We start from the raw sequence: 15,723 nt of genomic DNA, 5'->3' as shown, positions 1-15,723 counted from the left end.
GGCCTCCATGAGGTTCGCCGACGTCGCCCTCCAATCCGGGGCTGCGGCATACGCCTTCGTCGCGGTCGTCGAGCTCGGCGCGGCACTCTTTGCATTGGAGGATGAGCCCATGCCCAGCAGACTTCGCATTGCATGAAAGACAGGCTGCCGGGTCGTGATAGCCACGGCGCCCCCCCAATGCATACGAGTTGGAGGCATTCTAGGGCAGACATTCGGTGGGTGGACTCGTGGGACCCCCTACACCGCCTGACATTGTGAAATCCTAAACGCTGTCAGACCCAGCCCGCTGGGGCAGCCATCTGGAAGAACACGGTGGTGACGCGCTTCATGCGGGGTAACTCAGACCACGCAAGCGCGCCGGAGGGCCGACGCGGGCGGGCTTTCCAGCGACGCCGCGTCCCTCAGCGACATCAAATTCCCAGAGTCGGCGCTGATGCGGAGTCGGCGTTCGGCGCCATGCACCCGCGCTGGTAATGCTCCAGCGCCCGAATGAAGCGCTCGCGCTCTGGAGCGGGCCACTCGGCTGGCAGCTTCTCCACCGCGCGGCGCTGTTCCTGCACGGCCTGCGCGCACTGATTTGTCCCGGCCATCACCGCCGCGGACGTCTCCAGGACATAGGGGTTGTCGAATGCGAAGGCGCGAGCCCGCTTCACCAGCGGCGCGGCGTCCGCGTACTGGCCCTCCTGGATATGAAACCAGGCCACTTCGTTGGCGGCCCACCAGGACGCGGGTGCAAGCGATTGAAAGCGGCGCAACGCTTCTCGGTACAAGCCGTCCTCGGGCCCTTCCTTCGCGAGCAGGACGGCGAGGTTTCCCCAAGCCAACGGGCTCGCAGGAGAGCCCACCGCCCGGGCCCGCGCCCATTCAAGCCGCAACCGAGGCTCAAGCACCTTCGCCATGGGCGCATCCCTCCTCGCTGGATTGAATTGGAGGGAGATGATGTAAGGCAATTCGATGGGATGCCCCGCCAGCGTCGCGGGGTGATACCGCATCTTCATTGCGTATTCGAGCAGCGACTCCTCGACACCTTTCGCGCCGCGTTCAAGGACCGTGCAGTCCCGGAGAACTCCATCCAAGGCCAGTCGACAGCGAAGTACGCCCACGGTGAAGAGCTGCTTCATGACCACTTCTTCGGGAAAGTGGGGCGTCGCTTCGTTGCGCCTTCGGGGTAACTCGAAGCGCTCGCGCAGGAAGACACAGGCATCCAGCAGGCCAGACAGACACGCGCCTTTGAGGTCATCCACGGCATCACGGACCTGCTGTGCCGTGGGCGTCCCACTCAGCGTCGCGGAGGCTTCCCCATAGACGGCCAGCGCCTGCTCCGGCTCCACGAGAACCTGGGGCTCTTCCTGGAAGATGCTGGCTGGCGCTGGCGTGTAGTTGTCGAAGGAAGACTCGCGGTCGTTCGCGTAGCGGTCCATCGCCATGGAGAGGGCGCCATGGCTTGCGGGCAGGTCCGGCAGATTCGCATGACGGCAGCCCGCCGCGAGCAGCACCAACGAAGAAAGGGACAGGAGGCAACGGTGCATCCCCCTACTCTACTTCGAACGAGGCCGGAACCACGTCGCTCGGCAGCGCTGCCCAGCTCACACGGGAGAAGCGTTGACAGGCGCATGCGGAAGTAGGGGCAACGAAAAAGCCCAGCACCCCGTCAAGAGTGCTGGGCTTCTGTCTGTGGAAACTTCGTAAAAAGATGGGACCCCCGGTGCGGGGCGGAACGTCCAAGTGGCTCACGAATTTTCCGTGAGCCACATCCACCTGCTCGAGGAGTTTCCATGACCGCTCGCCGTGCATCCTTCTTCCACATCTCATTGAGCGCCGCTGTCGCGATGGCCTTGCTGTCTGGCTGCGGTGGCCTCGCGACGTCCAACCCGCGCTACTTCACCGGCGGAAAATGGAACCAGTTGGACGGCCCCTACGCGCTCACCCCCATGCTCGCCTGCGCCTATCCGGCGGAGGGCAACGACAAGGTGTACCGCAACATCGAGGACTACCTCGCGCCAGCGCTCTGGAGCGCGTATAGCAAGGACGCCTCCGAGGTGAAGGTGAAGAAGTTGAAGGGGGACAGCGAGTGGTGCGACGCGTTCCCGAACATCGCAGCCGACCAGTTCGTCGTCCCTCCGCGAATGAAGAAGGAGCTGGCCGAGTACGTGAAACAGTTCGGCGCCAAGGGGGTCATCATCCCGGTCGCGCACATGTACCGCTCCCCCATCATGAAGGAGATCCTGGCCCCGGATGGGACGCAGATCGGGAGCGTGGAGACCGAGCGCTTCGGCGCTGACGGCACGGCGGGCCTCTACGTCCACTACATCAACGAGAGCGGAGAGCTCATCTACACCGGGCGTTCGCGGACGAACGGCCTGGGCGTGCTCCCGGATCCCATTGGGTACATGCGCGACCACGCGTCGGACTACGCACAGCAGATGACGCAGAAGGCGCCTCCGGTCGACCTGCTGTAGTCCCCCTGCAATTCAAGACGACGGGGTGCACACGCGCGTCGTGGCGCTGCGTGCGCGCTCTCATCCATCCCAGGTACCGCGGCGCGGTGGCCTATACCGATCCGCGCTCAGGTCGCGGGGCGCCCAGGAGCCAGTGTGAGCCAACGGCCCAGCCAAGGAACACCCGGCCGGGCAGTGGCGAAACCTGTTCCTCGATCGCCGCGAGAAGCCGCGTGAGCGCTGGTGCGAACGGTTCCGCGATTCGGCGCGGTTGCGAGGCGAGGTGCTGCTGAGCCCAATGTCCAAAGTCCTCCTGCTCCGATTGGGAGAGGAGCGACAGGAAGAACACCATCTGCCGCCATGCGTAGGCGGCGTTCTTCACGTTGCGGAGCCGATGCTGGTAGCGAGGGGCATTGCGCAGGAGCATCTGGCACACGCTCTCGAAGCACCGGCGGGCCAGTTCGGGCAACTGTGGGCACAGCGTCCGCGAGAGGCCCAGCGCGTCGAACAGGACGGCGAGGTTGTGCGTGGTCAGGATTTGCGCCTGCTCGATAACCATCCCGTTGCCGCTGACCCCGCGGGGCTGATGCCCTTCGGCATGGGCACGTGCCAGGCAGCGTTGGGCGAAATCCGAGACGTGCTGTCGGCGGGACGGCTTCTGATGCGCGGCGTCGAGCCGGAGCGATGGCTCCATGGGGATGTCGTAATAACGCGCGTAGAGGCTGCCTTGAACGAAGGCCGCGGCACGTCGTGCCGCCTCGTCGAACTTCGGCGAGAACGCATTCATGAAGATGTCCGCCGCCAGTTCCTCCACCAGTGGGACTTTAAGTCCCGCCGCTTGCGCCAGCGCCCTCAACTCTTGCAGCAACTTGTTGGGAATGAGCACGGCGGGGAACGCCGAGATGGCCAGCGAGGAGATGCGCTCGAACGTCTGGGCCGCCACCTCCTGCTGGCCCAGGTCCGGCGTGCGGTGGGCGTCGATGGCGCGGCACCAGGGCAGTTCCTGGAGCTTGACCTGCGATTGAAGGTCGAGCAGCAGCAGGGACCGCCGCCGGCGGAAAGCCGCGTAGATATGCCCGTACAGCCGCCGGAGTTCGGGGTCATTCACACCCTGTGCCGCCACGTGCGCGGAGACCTGGGGGAGCACCCTGGCCAGCACCTCGCTGGAGGTGACGACCTTTCGTGCGATCAGGTCCTCGAGCGATGCGTTCGCGCAGCGCACCAGTTTTCGTATCAGGGATGAAGGGAACTCCGCGCCCGCGGCCACACCCTGACGAGATGCCTCCACCTCGGTGACCGAGGCCGTCACCTGCTCCAGGTCATCGAGACCCTCGCCGCTGGAGTAAGCGCCAAGTCGCGCCACGAGGACCCTCGCGAGGTCCTGGTGTGTCGGCCGCGACGCGAGGCGTTGCTGCGCCGTACGAAGTGCATGCAACCGGTCACTGCCGGGCAGCCCGCGCGCTCGGGCGATGTCGTCGAGGACATGCTGAACGCGTCGCTGTTGCCCCGGTGTCAACGCGGCCGGCTCCTTCACCGCCTGGGCGAGCACGTCGCACAGCTTCGAGAAGTGGCTCTTCGAGTGGTGGGGCCACTTGCAAAGAAGGTGTTTCGCCCGGGCCCGCGCCACCGTTTCGAGCAGCTTCGAGCCGCGTTCGCTCCACGTGGCAGGAAAGTGCCGGCAGACCCCTTCGGAGGTTCGCGTTTCGAGGAACAACTGGACGAGTTCGTCGTACAGCGGGGTCCAGACCTCGGCGGACTCGCGTCCCCGCTCGATGTCCAGGGGCAGGCGGACCCGCTGGAGTTGCTTCGTGGTTTCCGCCACGGACTGGAGATGGACGTGGAGCCCGTCCTCGGTGGAGGGCGTGTGGGGGACCGGGTAGAACCGCAGCCGGGAGAAGAAGGGCGCCAATTCCTCGAGCATCGTGCGTGCCTGCTCGGCGGCGCCGTGACGCAGCAGCCATGCGGCGACCAGGAAGGCACCTTCCTCGGGGACGTCGACGCGGTAGGCCCCGGTGGCCAGCATCTCCCCGAGTAACGCAAGTCCCTCCTCACTGAGGAAGTACGCGTTGAGTGCTGCGCGCGGGCTGTGGCTGGCACTGGGCCCAAGCTCATTCAGCCACGCTTGCTCATGCGGCGAGAGGGGGCCTTCGGCGAGGAGTTCTCCGGTGGCAAAGCCCCCCGTCACCACCTTCAGGGTGGCCCACGCGGGCGCGTCCACAACGGGCGTGCGAGAGCCGACGTCGAGCGCGCCAGAAAAGATGCCTTCGAGCACCTTCCCCCAATGCGCCACCTTCGCGGTGCTGCGTGCGCGGATTTCGGGGTCGGGACTCTCCGCGGACATTGTCAGCGCGCGAGCGAGTTGGCCGAGCACGAAGCCCGGGTTGATGCGGAGGGCAGGCGTGGGATTGGAGGCGTCCGAAGAATGACTCAATGGGAAGTCTCACGACAGCAAGGAGCGCGGGGAGGCGCTACTGGTGACCTGGCGCGCCATGACGGCTGACCGGCCATGCCCTGACATCGTACCCACTCCGGGTCCTCCTCCATGGACTCACTTTACAAGCCAACGGACGAGAGCGACGACAGATGGAGCATGCGCAACTGCCGCTCCAGCGTCAGTCCTCGGTCAGAGAAGTACGCCACGGCCTCGGGTGGTGGCGTCGACAACGAGAGGTTCGCGCTCGCGGCGCGAGCGCGGCTCCATCGAGGAGTACGAGCGGCTGATGAAGCTGCGCTTGGATGCTCCCGAGGCCAAGGCTCCTGCCCCGGGCGCGTTCCACATGATGGAGATTCGCGACCACAAGCGCCTCTACGTCGAGGGCGACACGGCCTGAGGTCGCGCCAGGCGACACGGCCTCCATCCGTCCCGGTGCTCTCCGGGACGGAGCGCGAGGCCGGAGCGTGCTCACGCCGCGAGCGCGAACCTCGTGTTCCGTTCGGACGGGTGAGCAAACCGCGTCCTCCGAGCCGAGGGGCGCGTGGAAGCCCGACCCTTCACGCCGTGCTCACGAGCCTCGCGCACGCCTCGCGCTCATAGGGGAGCCCCGCCTTCCGGAAGTGCCCCCCTGCGTTGCCGAAGCGCGGGTCCCAGAGGTGCGAGGTGTCCACGAGCGCGGCGAGGAAGCGCCGCTGTGCTTCTGTCCTCACCACCCCATCTCCACTCGGAAAGGCGTGGACGAGGAGGGGGCCCCACTCGAAGTCCACCCAGGACTTCTTGGTGGTCCGCGCGACCGCCACGGCCGCGTCCACCACGAGGTCGAAGTCGGGGACGCGCTCCAGGAGTCGCTGAACGACCGTGAAGCGCGGCTGCATCGGAAGCTGCGGCGGCTTCACCGGGAACCAGTCGTTGATGTGCGCGGCATGCTGCTCCAGCGCGGTGCGCAACTCGCGTGTCGCGACCTCGCTCCGTGCCAGGGACGGAGCCATCGCCGCGCAGAGGCGCACCGAGGGCTCCGCATCCGACAGGAGGTTCTCCAGGGACACGTTGAGCTCTCCCAGCGCCAGGAGCAGGGAGCATCGCTCCGCCACATCCACCGTCCGCATCGCCATCTCCGTCAGCCGTTCCACCAGTTCGTCCGGCCGCACGTCCGACGCCGGTGACGCGGCATGCGCGGTGGCGGCCATCGCCGCGTGCATCCGCACCCGGGCATCCGGATGGTCCAGGTTGGCCAGCAGTGAGCGGGTCAGGAACGGCGCCACCCGGGCACACGCCAGCACGGACTGCGCATGGAGCGCGTTCGAGGCGTCCTCGTCCTCGTAGATGGCATCATCGTCGTCCGCGTCCAGGAGCGGCCCCAGGTCGAACCGGGCCATCGACTCCAGGTCCTCCATCGTCGCGCCGCTCCGCTCGAAGGCGTCCACCACACGCGCCAGGAACAAGAGCAACTCCGCGCGAACGGGCTCCTCGCCCGCATCCAGCCTCGCGTCGTCGAGCAACCCGAGAATCACGAGCGCAACCGGAGCCGTCGCGGGGAAGACGGTGCCCTGATGGATGATGGCCGACCACAGGTGTTGCATGGCTGCGCCGCGGGCCCGCGCGTCCTCGGTGAGTAGGGCACGAAGGTGTTCAGGCGTGTCAGTGGCGCGGCCATAGGCATGTACCAGCCGTGACCAGTCCGTCGCGTCGAGTGCGGGAATCCCGATGAGCATCGGCGCGACTATCCCCCACGAATGACAGCGCCTCAATGCATGCGCCCAGCGCGACGTCCCGCTCAAGGCGTGAACTCTTCCACGCTCCCGCTCACCCGCTGCCACACGCCGACGATTCGATGCCGCCAAGGAGCTTTCCTCCCCTGCCTCCTCCGAACCCACGACGCAGGATTCGGGACTGGCCGCCGCGGACGCCGCAGGGGAACATAAGGACACGAGGGCAAAGAAAAAGCCCAGCAACCCGATGAGATTGCTGAGCTTCTGAGTGTGGAGGCGGCGGGAATCGAGGCCGCCGCTCGGCGGGCATGTCAGGCCTTGTGGAAGGCCTTGGCCAAGAACTTCTCGACGCGCGACTTCTCCGGCTCGATGGTGCTCGCGGGCGAGGCAACGCTCGTGGCGCCAGCGAGCGCCGGGCGCAGTCCCGCCGCAATGCCCGGCTTCAGGTGGTGACGCAGGTCGACCGCCACGTCGGCCTTCACGTGGGTGCCCACGCCCACGGCGGCGTTGACGTCCGCGGAGTGCTTGAGGAAGCCATTCTCCAGGCCGAGCTTGCCGCCCGCCTGGGCCGCCGCGCCCGCCACCGCGCCCCCGGTGACCGAGCCATGCAGCCGGCCCACGTGGCCACCCGCCGTGACATACGCTCCCGCCGTGGCGGCCGCGCCCACCTGCCCCGAGAGCATCGCCGTGCCCATCTTCGGGTCCAGGCTGGCCACGCCCTCGGCGTAGGCGGAGGCGGAGGCCTTGGCCTCACCCTTGACGTACCCACCCACGTGCCGGTTGAAGTCGTGGCTCGCGCTCGCCGTGACGCCCACTCCCGTCTCCGCCTTGGCCATCAACGCGGCCGTGTAGGCGTGCTCGTTCCTGTCGAGCGACACACCTGCCTGGGCCTGCGCCTTGAAAGTGTTGGCCTCGGCGGAGACCTGGCCGCTGGTCACACCCAGCCGGCCCGCGTGCGTCTTCTGCAGTTCGTAGCCGACGTGAGGCCCACGCAGCTCCGCCTGGGCCGAGTAATGGTGCACGCCACTGCCGCTGTAGCTCGAGGTGGAGGCCTGCATCGAGCCCACGTTGCCGCTCACCGTTCCGCCGAAGACGTCCTTCTGGAAGGGGCTGCCCGGCTTGTCGACGAACAGCTTCTGCTTCGCGGCCGGAGGCGCCGTGAGCTTGTTGTCACCACCGCTTGCCATCACGCTCGACGCCTGGCCCGTGCTCAGCTCCCAGGGGCTGTAGGAAGGCGCCCCCTCGGGCATGCCCGGGTGCTTCAGCGGCTTGGAGTCCGTGGCCGCCGGCGCAGTCGCTCCAGGAGGGCTCGCCGTGGGCTTGGTGGCCGTCACCGCGGTCGCCACAGGCTTCGTGGGCGTCGCCGTGGGCGTCGAGGCGGGGAGCGTGGACGCGCGCGCCGGAAGCTTGGACTGGGGCAGCTTGGAGGAAGGGAGCGTCGCGGAGCGGGGCGGGGTCGAACCGATGCGGCGGGGGGACATGGGAGGCTCCTCGGAAGGTCGGTGGAAGGGTCAGTACAGCGATGGCCTGTCCCACTGCAGCCGACGTGCCATGCCCATGTCGAACGATGTGGCCAATGCCTCCCTGTGGTTTCAAGGAGTTGGAGGGAGACACCTCGCGAGCGATACGCGGGCCCTGGTGACGGCAGACACCAGGGCCCGGACAACTGTCATCAGGACATCGAGGACGACGCGCATGCGCCCACCATGTCCCCTTCAGCGACGGGAGGTGGGCGACTTCTCGCTGCTCGTGCGGCGCGCCCGGACAGGCGGCGCGGGCGCTTCTGGCTCGCTGTCGGGCAGCGCGGTGAGCTCTACGTGGTACGACTCCCGGTAGTCCGCCGCCCAGAACAGGGTGGCGAAGACGGGGAAGACGAACAGTCCTCCGACGATGCCGCCCGCGGTGCGCGCCCCGCTCCATTGATCGCGTCGAATGGTGACGTACTCGGGAGCGTGGCCGTCCAACTCCAAGGTGAAGCTCTCCGTGTTGTTGACGGTGGCCGAGTCGCTGTACTCGTACGGCGTCCGGCCGAGCACTTCGCCCGAGCGCGACCGGACCTTCGCGCCGCTGGGACTGGAGCGAATCACCGTCGAGCTGGCGCAGCCGGTGGACAGGACGACGACAAGAGCGGAGGAGACAAAGCGCAGCATGGGATGAACCTTCAGGTGAAAGGGGTCCCGCTCCCGGTGCAGCCGTTGGACCAGCCCTCCCCGCCCGTGTTCTGGCCTACTTGCGCGGGCCGGGGCGTCCAAGGGCGGAGCGCCAGTCCCGGCGCTTGGATACCATTCCCAGAGACGCCGTGACGGGGCACGGCCAGGCTGTCAGAGGCCGCCCCTCATCCCGCCATCCACGCACCGGACTCGTCCACGAAGCCGAACTTCCCACTCTCCACGACCAGCGCCAGCCCATCCTGGAAATGGCCCATCGTCTTGAAGCCGAAGCCGTTTGTCCGTACGCCGCTGGCTCGGCGAGGATGCGCGGCATGGATGACTTCTACGCGGACGTCCTCGACCACGTCGGACGTCCACCCCGAGAGTTCGGTTCCGTCCACCTGCACGTGGAGCCCGTGATTCGCAATCCACTCGGGCAGGCCACCGCCGTCGTGTGGTTCCAGGCTGCCTTCGAGCCCCTCGCCACCACCCCGTCGTCCGTGCTGGTGATGGGCAGGCAGAAACAGGGCTCCGCGCACCGGATGCTGGGCCAGTTCCCGCTGCCACCTCTTGCGGGAGGCCGCGTGGTGCGGTGGCGGCTTCCGCTCGAGCTGCCCCCGGAGTTCGATGAAGTCCACTTCCAGGTGGAGTCGAGTCTTCACCCCAACGCCGGACGCGTGCGGCCCGCGTGGAAGCTCTTCGACACCCTGGAGATTCCCAAGGAGAGTGACATGAAGGCGGTGTCGAGCGAGGTCTCCATGGGAATCGACCTCGGTGAATCGCTGCTCAACACCGTGATGTCTGGGGGCCTGAGTGTCACCGCCTACATGAAGATGGGACCCCAGGTTTCACCGGGCAGCCTGGCTGTGAAGCGCCACGCGGCGGCCACGCTTCCGACAGCCTTCATCGCAGCCGTGGTCGACGGCCCCTTGGAACCACTGTCCGACCTGCAATGCGAGCTCGTCTGGGAGCCGGGGATGGCCCTCCCCGCCGCCAGTGCCGCGCCCAGTTGGAGCACGGAGCCCACGCCTGCCATGGCAGCGCATGTCTTGAAGACACTGCGAACCTGCTACGCCTGCGGCTTCGAGGGCCCGCGAGAGGAGTATGAGCGCGCCACGATGTGTCCCCGGTGTGACGCGACGTGGATGTAGGCCTGCCAGGAGAACCCGCTGGCTCTTGGATGTTGATTCACAGACATGACGCCTGGTCCAGGACCTACAGCGGCTCCGCGGGCCATGACGTCTACACGTGAATACTGAGTCACTCACTCTGACCGTTCGTCGCAGGCCTCACGGCCTTGGGACGGCGCGTGGGGGCCCATTTCCCATCCCGGTTATCGGGCCTCCGTTGAGATAGAACGGGCGCATGCTCCACTCGCGTCGTTTCGTCCTGGCCCTCTCGTCCGTGGTCGCGGTCGCCACCGCCTGCAGTTCGCCGGATCCAGTCCCGGACCGCCCCAACATCCTGCGCTTCGAAGCAAACCCGGCGACCATCGCTCCGGGCGTGTCCGCCGAGCTGTCCTGGGAAGTCACCGGCGCGCAGGACATCTCCATCGATTACGGCGTGGGTGAGGTGACCGGAAGGTCGGTGCAGGTCCGCCCGACAGCGACGACGACGTACACACTCTCGGCGACCAACGAGAGCGGCAGCACCACCGCGAGCACCACGGTCGCGGTGAGCACGTCCGATGGGACGAATCTCTCCGGAAGTCTCACGACGCGCACACTGACGCGCGCGGGCTCGCCGTATCGCGTGACCGATGACTTGACGGTGCCCGCGGGGAGCCGGCTCACCATCGAGCCCGGCGTCCACCTCATTTTCATGGGACACCACAAGCTCGCCGTGCATGGGCGAATCACCGCGCAGGGCACCGCGGCCAGCCCCATTGTCTTCACCGCCAACAATCCCACCCGAGGCTGGGCTGGACTGCGCCTGGCGGCGACGTCGGACGCCGGGTCGGACTTCCTGGAACACTGCATCTTGGAGTACGGCAACAAGATCGACGGCGAGAACGGCGCGGGAGCGGAGGGCTCCTATTCCGAGAACGCCGGTGGTGCGCTTTGGATTGGCTCACGCGCGAACGTGAACCTGAACCACAACGAGTTCCGCTTCAACAAGGCGCCCGCGTTCGGCGGCGCGCTGATGCTGATTGCGCCGACCAGTTCGGGTGTCGCCACCGGGAACATCTTCCACGACAACGAATGCACCGGTCCGCGAACCCAGTTCGGAGGCGTGGGCGGCGCGGTCAACACCGCGCACCTCCCGGCCAGCAATCAATGGACGTTCCGCGGCGGCGAGTTCCGTAACAACAGGGCACCAGAGGGCGGGGCACTCTACTTCTTCGACAGCAACGTGCTCCTCGACGGGGTTTCGCTGTCTGGAAACAGCCCCCAGAACTGGGCGACGCCGGAGCCACACCGGCTGACGCTCATCAACACGCCGAGGTAGCGGGAGGCCCCCGCAGCACGGTCCCCATCGTTCGAGGCTCACCTGACCGGGTCCGCGACTCAGCTCTCCGAGGACAGCCGGGAGATGGCCTCCACCACGGAGCCGGGCACGGAGGTTTCGCCGAAGAAGCGCGAGAGTTCGGCCTGAGCCTCGCGGGCTTGCGTCGCGGTGATGCGGCCCTCGCGCTGCAACCTCCCGATGATGGCGCCAGCCCGGATACGCAGCGTCTCGGGCTTCTGGGCGGGCAGCCAGCGGCGTGGGGCGGGCAGCATTCCCGCGAGCATCGCCCCCTGTGCCACGGAGAGCGCCCGCGCCGAGGTACCGAAGTGCTCACGCGCCGCAGCCTCGATGCCGTACACGCCCTCTCCCCACTCCACCACATTCACATACAACGTGAGGATGTGCTGCTTGGACAGATGGGTCTCCAGTTGGCGGGCGAGCAGCAACTCCTTGCCCTTGCGCAGGAGGCTGCGGTCCGTGGAGAGGTAGAGGTTCTTGGCCAACTGCTGGGTGAGCGTGGACGCGCCGCGGCCCAGGCGCGCCTTCCGCACGGACTGTTCGAGGGCGTTCTCCACCTCGATCCAATCCACGCCCTCGTGCTTGTAGAAGCGCGCGTCCTCGGAGCTCAGCACGGCATCCAACGCATGCGGCGCCACCGCCTCCAGAGGCACCCAGGCCTGCCGTACACGGGGCTTCTTCCCCTCCGCCAGCGCCTCCTCGGCCCGCTGCGTGATGAGCGCGGTGGTGCGCGGGTTCTGCGTCTGAAGCGCGCGGACGTCGGGCAGCCGCACGTACTCCACGCTGAGCCAGACGACGAACAGCAGCCACCCGCCAAACATCCAGCGGCCCCAGCCCGGACTGGAATCCTTCCTCACGGCGCGCCGGGCGCCGGCAGGGAGCTGCTTCGTCTTCTGCGTCCGGGGGGAGGAGGCACGGACGGAGGGCGGACGGGAGGCCATCGGTATGCACACATCTGCCCCGGTCCACGGTCCCTGTCCAGAAGACGGCCGGGAAGTCACGCAGCGGCCTGTCTTGAGTAGGATGCCAGGCTCAATGCCATCTCTTCGTACCGCGCTCGGCGCGGGAGTCCTCGTCATGGGCCTGGGCGCCGGGCTTGCCGTGATTGCTTCACGGGCAACGCGGAGCGCCGAAGTCGAAGCGCGCATCGCGGCACGCCAGGAGCCCGTCCTGACACCTGCCCCCGGCCCCGCGCCGCAAGGGCTTCCCGTCGTGACGCCTGCCGGGCGCGAGGAGGGTAAAGTCCCCCAAGGGCATGTGGACGGGGTGGCACTGCGCTCGCTCCTGCTCCGACGCCAGTTCGAGGAGCTGACGCTGGCGGTCGAGCAGCTCCAGTGGGGCATGGAGTCGAACCCCCAGGACGAGCACTGGATGACCGACGGCATCCTGGCGCTCGGCAACGGCTCCTCCGAATCGACGGAGCTCCTCGACGCCTGGGTGGAAGCGTCACCGCGCTCCTTCGCGCCCTACCTCGCCAGGGGGACCCACTGGGTGTCGGTGGGATACCTGCGCCGCGGGGGGAAGACCGTGGGGGCAACGGCGAAGGAGGAATTCGCCGGGATGCATGAGGCCTTCGAACGCGCGGTGCCCGATCTCGTCCGAGCGTGGTCGCTCCAGCCGAAGGCGGTCGCGGCGGCGCGGCCGCTCATCTACGTGGCGAACGCGCTGGGCGACGATGAGGCTCGCGAGCGCGCCTACACTCGCGCCATGGAGCAGTGCCCCACGTGTGCGGACGTCCGGGCCGTCTATCTCCACGGACTCGCCCCCCGCTGGGGCGGCACCTACGAGAAGATGGACGCCTTCGCCGAGGCGCAGAGCCTTGCTCACCCCAAGGTGGGCTTCCTGCGCGGCTTTGCCGATTTTGACCGCGCACACGACCTAGTGGTCCAGGGCAAGAACGACCAGGGACTGGTCCTGCTCGCCCAGGCACTGTCAGCCGGCGACTACTGGGAGTTCAGGCTGGCTCGGGCGAAGCAACTGCGCCGCACCAAGGCCCTGGACGCCGCGCTGGAGGAGGCGAACCGGGCCGTGGCCCTGCGGCCCGCTCGTGCGTCCGTCTATTTCGAACGGGCTCGGATTTTCTCCAACAGCCGGAAGTGGGAACCCGCGGGCAAGGACCTCCTGCACGCCTTGCGGTTGGACGCGACGGACTCGGACGGACGGGCCCTGCGGGACCACGTGGTGAAGGGGGTCATCTACGACGCCTGGGAGGCGCACAAGGCCGGACGCCGCGAGGAAGCGTTGGGCCTGCTGGAACTGGCTGGGGAGCTCGCTCCAGGCAACCCCGAGGTGGCACGGCGGCGCGCATGGGTCGTCAAATCTCCACAGCAGGCGGAGGCGCGGGCCGAGGAGAAGCAAGGCGAGGGGGCGGAGGACTTCCGCACCGTGCAGCAACGGGACTACGCCCTGGCGCGCGAGCGGCGCTTCAAGGAAATCCTTCCGCTCTGGGATGCCTTCATCGAACGCAATCCCGACCACGGGCTGGCCTACATGGAGCGCAGCGGGACGCACTACCACCTGCGGGACCTCAAGTCCGCGCTGTCCGACCTGAAGAAGGCGTGTGACCTGGGCGTCAACGAAGGCTGTGCCCGGGCGCGCCAGGTCGAGCGCGCCAAGGCCGCGGCCCGCTGAGGCGCGACCTCACAGCCCCACTGCTCCAGCGACGCCGTGGGACGCTCAGAGTTCGTTGAGGATGAGCAGACCGCGCACGGAGTCGGCGGCGTACACGTACCCGTCGCCGGGTACTCGGATGCCGAAGGTGCCCTCGAAAAGGTTGTCCGTGCGGCCGGGGTCGCTCTCACGGAAGGTGTTGTAGTGCGCCACCTGGCGCGGCTTCGTGGGGTTGGACACATCCAACACGCGCACGCCCTCGTGATACCAGGCGATGTAGAGCAGGTGGCCCTTCAGAATCAGGTTGTGGATGGACGTGACGGGGCTGAGACGGAACTCACCCATCTTGACGATGTTCGCCGGGTCGGTGACGTCCAGCACGCGCAGGTGGCTGCCATTGAATTCCGTGCCCTCGAAGGCGATGGTGCGCCCGGCGAAGGTCCCCACGGCGCTGTGGTGCGCGTAGGCGTTGAAGCCGTGCACGTACTGGCCCAGGTGCCGCACGTTGTCGAGGTCGGTGACATCCATGATGGAGTAACCACCGAAGCCATTGCTGACGTAGAGCCGGCCCTCGTACGCGAAGGCGTCGTGCGCGCCCCCCGAGGAGAACTCGGACGGCACGGTGATGAGCTGGAGCAGGACGGGCGCCAGCGGCGAGGTGACGTCGTGAACATAGGTCACCTCGCCGGGCGACATCGCATAGAGCCGGTTTCCATCCACCAGCACGGTGTGCGCCCCCTGCCCCGCGGGCAGGTGGCGCACGTACTCTGGCTGCGCGGGGTTGGAGATGTCATAGACGACGACGCCCGCGCGGTTTCCGGCGATGTAGAGGGCATCCTCCTTGGCCCACACGCCATTCCAGCTCGAGTCCCCCGGCAGACTGATGGAGGCCTTGAAGATGGGGTGCGCCCTGTCACTCACGTCGAAGACGGTGAGCCCGCCGTTGCCGATGCCGCCGAGGTCGTCGATGGAGACGACGTAGGCGTGGTTCTTCGTGACATAGACGTCCACGGCATCCCCCAGTGCGACGGGGGACTCGGAGATGAGGCGCAGCCCGCCCGAGGACTCGCCCTCCCCTCGCTGTGAGGGCATGCGCCACGCTTCGAAGGTGCCCGCCCGGCTGAACCTTCCGTTGGTGCAGCGGGCGTAGCAGCCCGTGATGATGCCGGGTGAGGGCACCTGGCAGCCGGCGAGCGCGGTGACAGTGACGGCCCCATTGAAGGGATTGGTGCGGCTGCCAACGACGAAGAAGCTCCCGCCGTCCGTGTTCCGCGTCAGCAACGGCTGGCCGTTGAGCGTGTCCGTCCCTCCGTCGGAGAAGAGCTGGTAGGTGGTGAAGTCGGGGGTAATCTGGCTCCCTCCGTCAGACAGCAGGCGCTCACCTCGCATGTCGGCCAGGTAGATGCCGTGCTGCGCCACCTGGGAGAGCGCCTCCGGCGAGCATTGCGAAACGTCATAGCGCGACAGGTCATCACACCGGATGGTGGTGGGGTCTCCCTGCTGATTGAAGTCGCATGGCGAGTAACGGCCCCGGTCAATCCAGTCACCGTGTTCCTCCAGCACGGTGTAGCCGCCATCCCACGGCGCCTCCGCGCTCGCATCGGGAGCGCCGGAGTCCGGCGACCCCGAGTCCTCGGGAAGCCAGGTGCCTGCATCAGGAGCGGGGTCGGATTCGTCGCAGGCGGAGAGCGTGGACAGCAACAGGACGCAGGAGGAAAGCAGCACCCAGGACGGACGCAACACGGAAGGCATCGTGGACCTCGCGAGCAAAGGCCGCCCATGAACGTGGGGGCCATGACTCAAGCGGCCTGACGCCCTGATTCCCTCATCGAGGCGAGAGATGGTTGCGGCGTGGAGGAAAGGTCCGCCCGCGAGCTCGGAATCCCGGGGAAATCGCCCCGTGCGGTCCTGCCCTT

General features: G+C 67.4%; 12 protein-coding genes. 5 read left to right on the top strand and 7 right to left on the bottom strand.

The annotated features are described in order from the left end of the window. Window positions 1-410: 410 nt before the first annotated feature. Complete coding sequence (locus tag FMQ63_RS08325) at window positions 411-1,529, bottom strand: lipoprotein (protein ID WP_011555246.1); 1,119 nt, start codon at window positions 1,527-1,529, stop codon at window positions 411-413. Window positions 1,530-1,775: 246 nt separating this feature from the next. Between FMQ63_RS08325 and FMQ63_RS08320 the strand changes: the two genes are divergently transcribed. Then, on the top strand, window positions 1,776-2,459 hold the full coding sequence (locus FMQ63_RS08320; protein ID WP_011555247.1) for a hypothetical protein: 684 nt from the start codon (window positions 1,776-1,778) through the stop codon (window positions 2,457-2,459). A 91-nt stretch (window positions 2,460-2,550) separates the two neighbouring features. Here FMQ63_RS08320 and FMQ63_RS08315 read toward each other — a convergent pair whose 3' ends face one another. Further along, window positions 2,551-4,869, bottom strand: a complete 2,319-nt coding sequence (locus tag FMQ63_RS08315; RefSeq protein ID WP_011555248.1) for a hypothetical protein — start codon at window positions 4,867-4,869, stop codon at window positions 2,551-2,553. Between the two features lie 217 nt (window positions 4,870-5,086). On the opposite strand from FMQ63_RS08315, the gene FMQ63_RS08310 reads away from it, so the two are divergent. After that, window positions 5,087-5,269: a hypothetical protein gene (locus tag FMQ63_RS08310; RefSeq protein WP_228556384.1), complete on the top strand. Its 183-nt coding sequence runs from the start codon at window positions 5,087-5,089 to the stop codon at window positions 5,267-5,269. Window positions 5,270-5,429: 160 nt separating this feature from the next. Here FMQ63_RS08310 and FMQ63_RS08305 read toward each other — a convergent pair whose 3' ends face one another. From FMQ63_RS08305 to FMQ63_RS08295, 3 genes are all read right to left on the bottom strand, one after another. Continuing rightward, window positions 5,430-6,452 (bottom strand): hypothetical protein, encoded by a 1,023-nt coding sequence (locus FMQ63_RS08305; RefSeq protein WP_228556383.1) that lies wholly within the window; start codon window positions 6,450-6,452, stop codon window positions 5,430-5,432. A 440-nt stretch (window positions 6,453-6,892) separates the two neighbouring features. Further along, complete coding sequence (locus FMQ63_RS08300) at window positions 6,893-8,062, bottom strand: hypothetical protein (RefSeq protein ID WP_020477784.1); 1,170 nt, start codon at window positions 8,060-8,062, stop codon at window positions 6,893-6,895. A 234-nt stretch (window positions 8,063-8,296) separates the two neighbouring features. After that, window positions 8,297-8,731: a hypothetical protein gene (locus tag FMQ63_RS08295; protein ID WP_225909419.1), complete on the bottom strand. Its 435-nt coding sequence runs from the start codon at window positions 8,729-8,731 to the stop codon at window positions 8,297-8,299. Window positions 8,732-9,063: 332 nt separating this feature from the next. Here FMQ63_RS08295 and FMQ63_RS08290 point away from each other — a divergent pair, with 332 nt between their 5' ends. Then, complete coding sequence (locus FMQ63_RS08290; RefSeq protein WP_020477786.1) at window positions 9,064-9,882, top strand: hypothetical protein; 819 nt, start codon at window positions 9,064-9,066, stop codon at window positions 9,880-9,882. 214 nt (window positions 9,883-10,096) lie between these two features. Further along, window positions 10,097-11,179 carry a hypothetical protein gene (locus FMQ63_RS08285; protein ID WP_011555257.1) on the top strand — a complete coding sequence of 361 codons (1,083 nt, stop codon included), beginning with the start codon at window positions 10,097-10,099 and terminating at the stop codon, window positions 11,177-11,179. A gap of 59 nt (window positions 11,180-11,238) precedes the next feature. Here the strand turns inward: FMQ63_RS08285 and mtgA are convergent, their stop codons facing one another. Continuing rightward, window positions 11,239-12,138, bottom strand: a complete 900-nt coding sequence (gene mtgA, locus FMQ63_RS08280) for a monofunctional biosynthetic peptidoglycan transglycosylase (protein WP_011555258.1) — start codon at window positions 12,136-12,138, stop codon at window positions 11,239-11,241. Between the two features lie 94 nt (window positions 12,139-12,232). Between mtgA and FMQ63_RS08275 the strand changes: the two genes are divergently transcribed. Further along, on the top strand, window positions 12,233-13,828 hold the full coding sequence (locus FMQ63_RS08275) for a DUF4034 domain-containing protein (protein ID WP_225909420.1): 1,596 nt from the start codon (window positions 12,233-12,235) through the stop codon (window positions 13,826-13,828). A gap of 45 nt (window positions 13,829-13,873) precedes the next feature. Here the strand turns inward: FMQ63_RS08275 and FMQ63_RS08270 are convergent, their stop codons facing one another. After that, a complete protein-coding gene (locus tag FMQ63_RS08270) occupies window positions 13,874-15,559 on the bottom strand; it encodes a hypothetical protein (RefSeq protein WP_011555260.1) in 1,686 nt (561 codons plus the stop codon). Window positions 15,560-15,723 lie beyond the last annotated feature (164 nt).

This window comes from Myxococcus sp. CA005 (assembly GCF_006518205.1).
In the GTDB taxonomy this organism is placed as follows: Bacteria; Myxococcota; Myxococcia; order Myxococcales; family Myxococcaceae; genus Myxococcus; species Myxococcus xanthus.
The sequence above is the reverse complement of the archived record's forward strand: the minus strand, read 5'-3'. Positions and strand labels throughout refer to the sequence as shown.

Bases quoted from the DNA above. Each gene is read 5' to 3' on its own strand.
- mtgA (WP_011555258.1), bottom strand. From the start codon at position 12,138: ATGGCCTCCCGTCCGCCCTCCGTCCGTGCCTCCTCCCCCCGGACGCAG.
- FMQ63_RS08270 (WP_011555260.1), bottom strand. From the start codon at position 15,559: ATGCCTTCCGTGTTGCGTCCGTCCTGGGTGCTGCTTTCCTCCTGCGTC.
- FMQ63_RS08290 (WP_020477786.1), top strand. From the start codon at position 9,064: ATGGATGACTTCTACGCGGACGTCCTCGACCACGTCGGACGTCCACCC.
- FMQ63_RS08300 (WP_020477784.1), bottom strand. From the start codon at position 8,062: ATGTCCCCCCGCCGCATCGGTTCGACCCCGCCCCGCTCCGCGACGCTC.
- FMQ63_RS08320 (WP_011555247.1), top strand. From the start codon at position 1,776: ATGACCGCTCGCCGTGCATCCTTCTTCCACATCTCATTGAGCGCCGCT.
- FMQ63_RS08295 (WP_225909419.1), bottom strand. From the start codon at position 8,731: ATGCTGCGCTTTGTCTCCTCCGCTCTTGTCGTCGTCCTGTCCACCGGC.
- FMQ63_RS08305 (WP_228556383.1), bottom strand. From the start codon at position 6,452: ATGCAACACCTGTGGTCGGCCATCATCCATCAGGGCACCGTCTTCCCC.
- FMQ63_RS08285 (WP_011555257.1), top strand. From the start codon at position 10,097: ATGCTCCACTCGCGTCGTTTCGTCCTGGCCCTCTCGTCCGTGGTCGCG.
- FMQ63_RS08275 (WP_225909420.1), top strand. From the start codon at position 12,233: ATGCCATCTCTTCGTACCGCGCTCGGCGCGGGAGTCCTCGTCATGGGC.
- FMQ63_RS08325 (WP_011555246.1), bottom strand. From the start codon at position 1,529: ATGCACCGTTGCCTCCTGTCCCTTTCTTCGTTGGTGCTGCTCGCGGCG.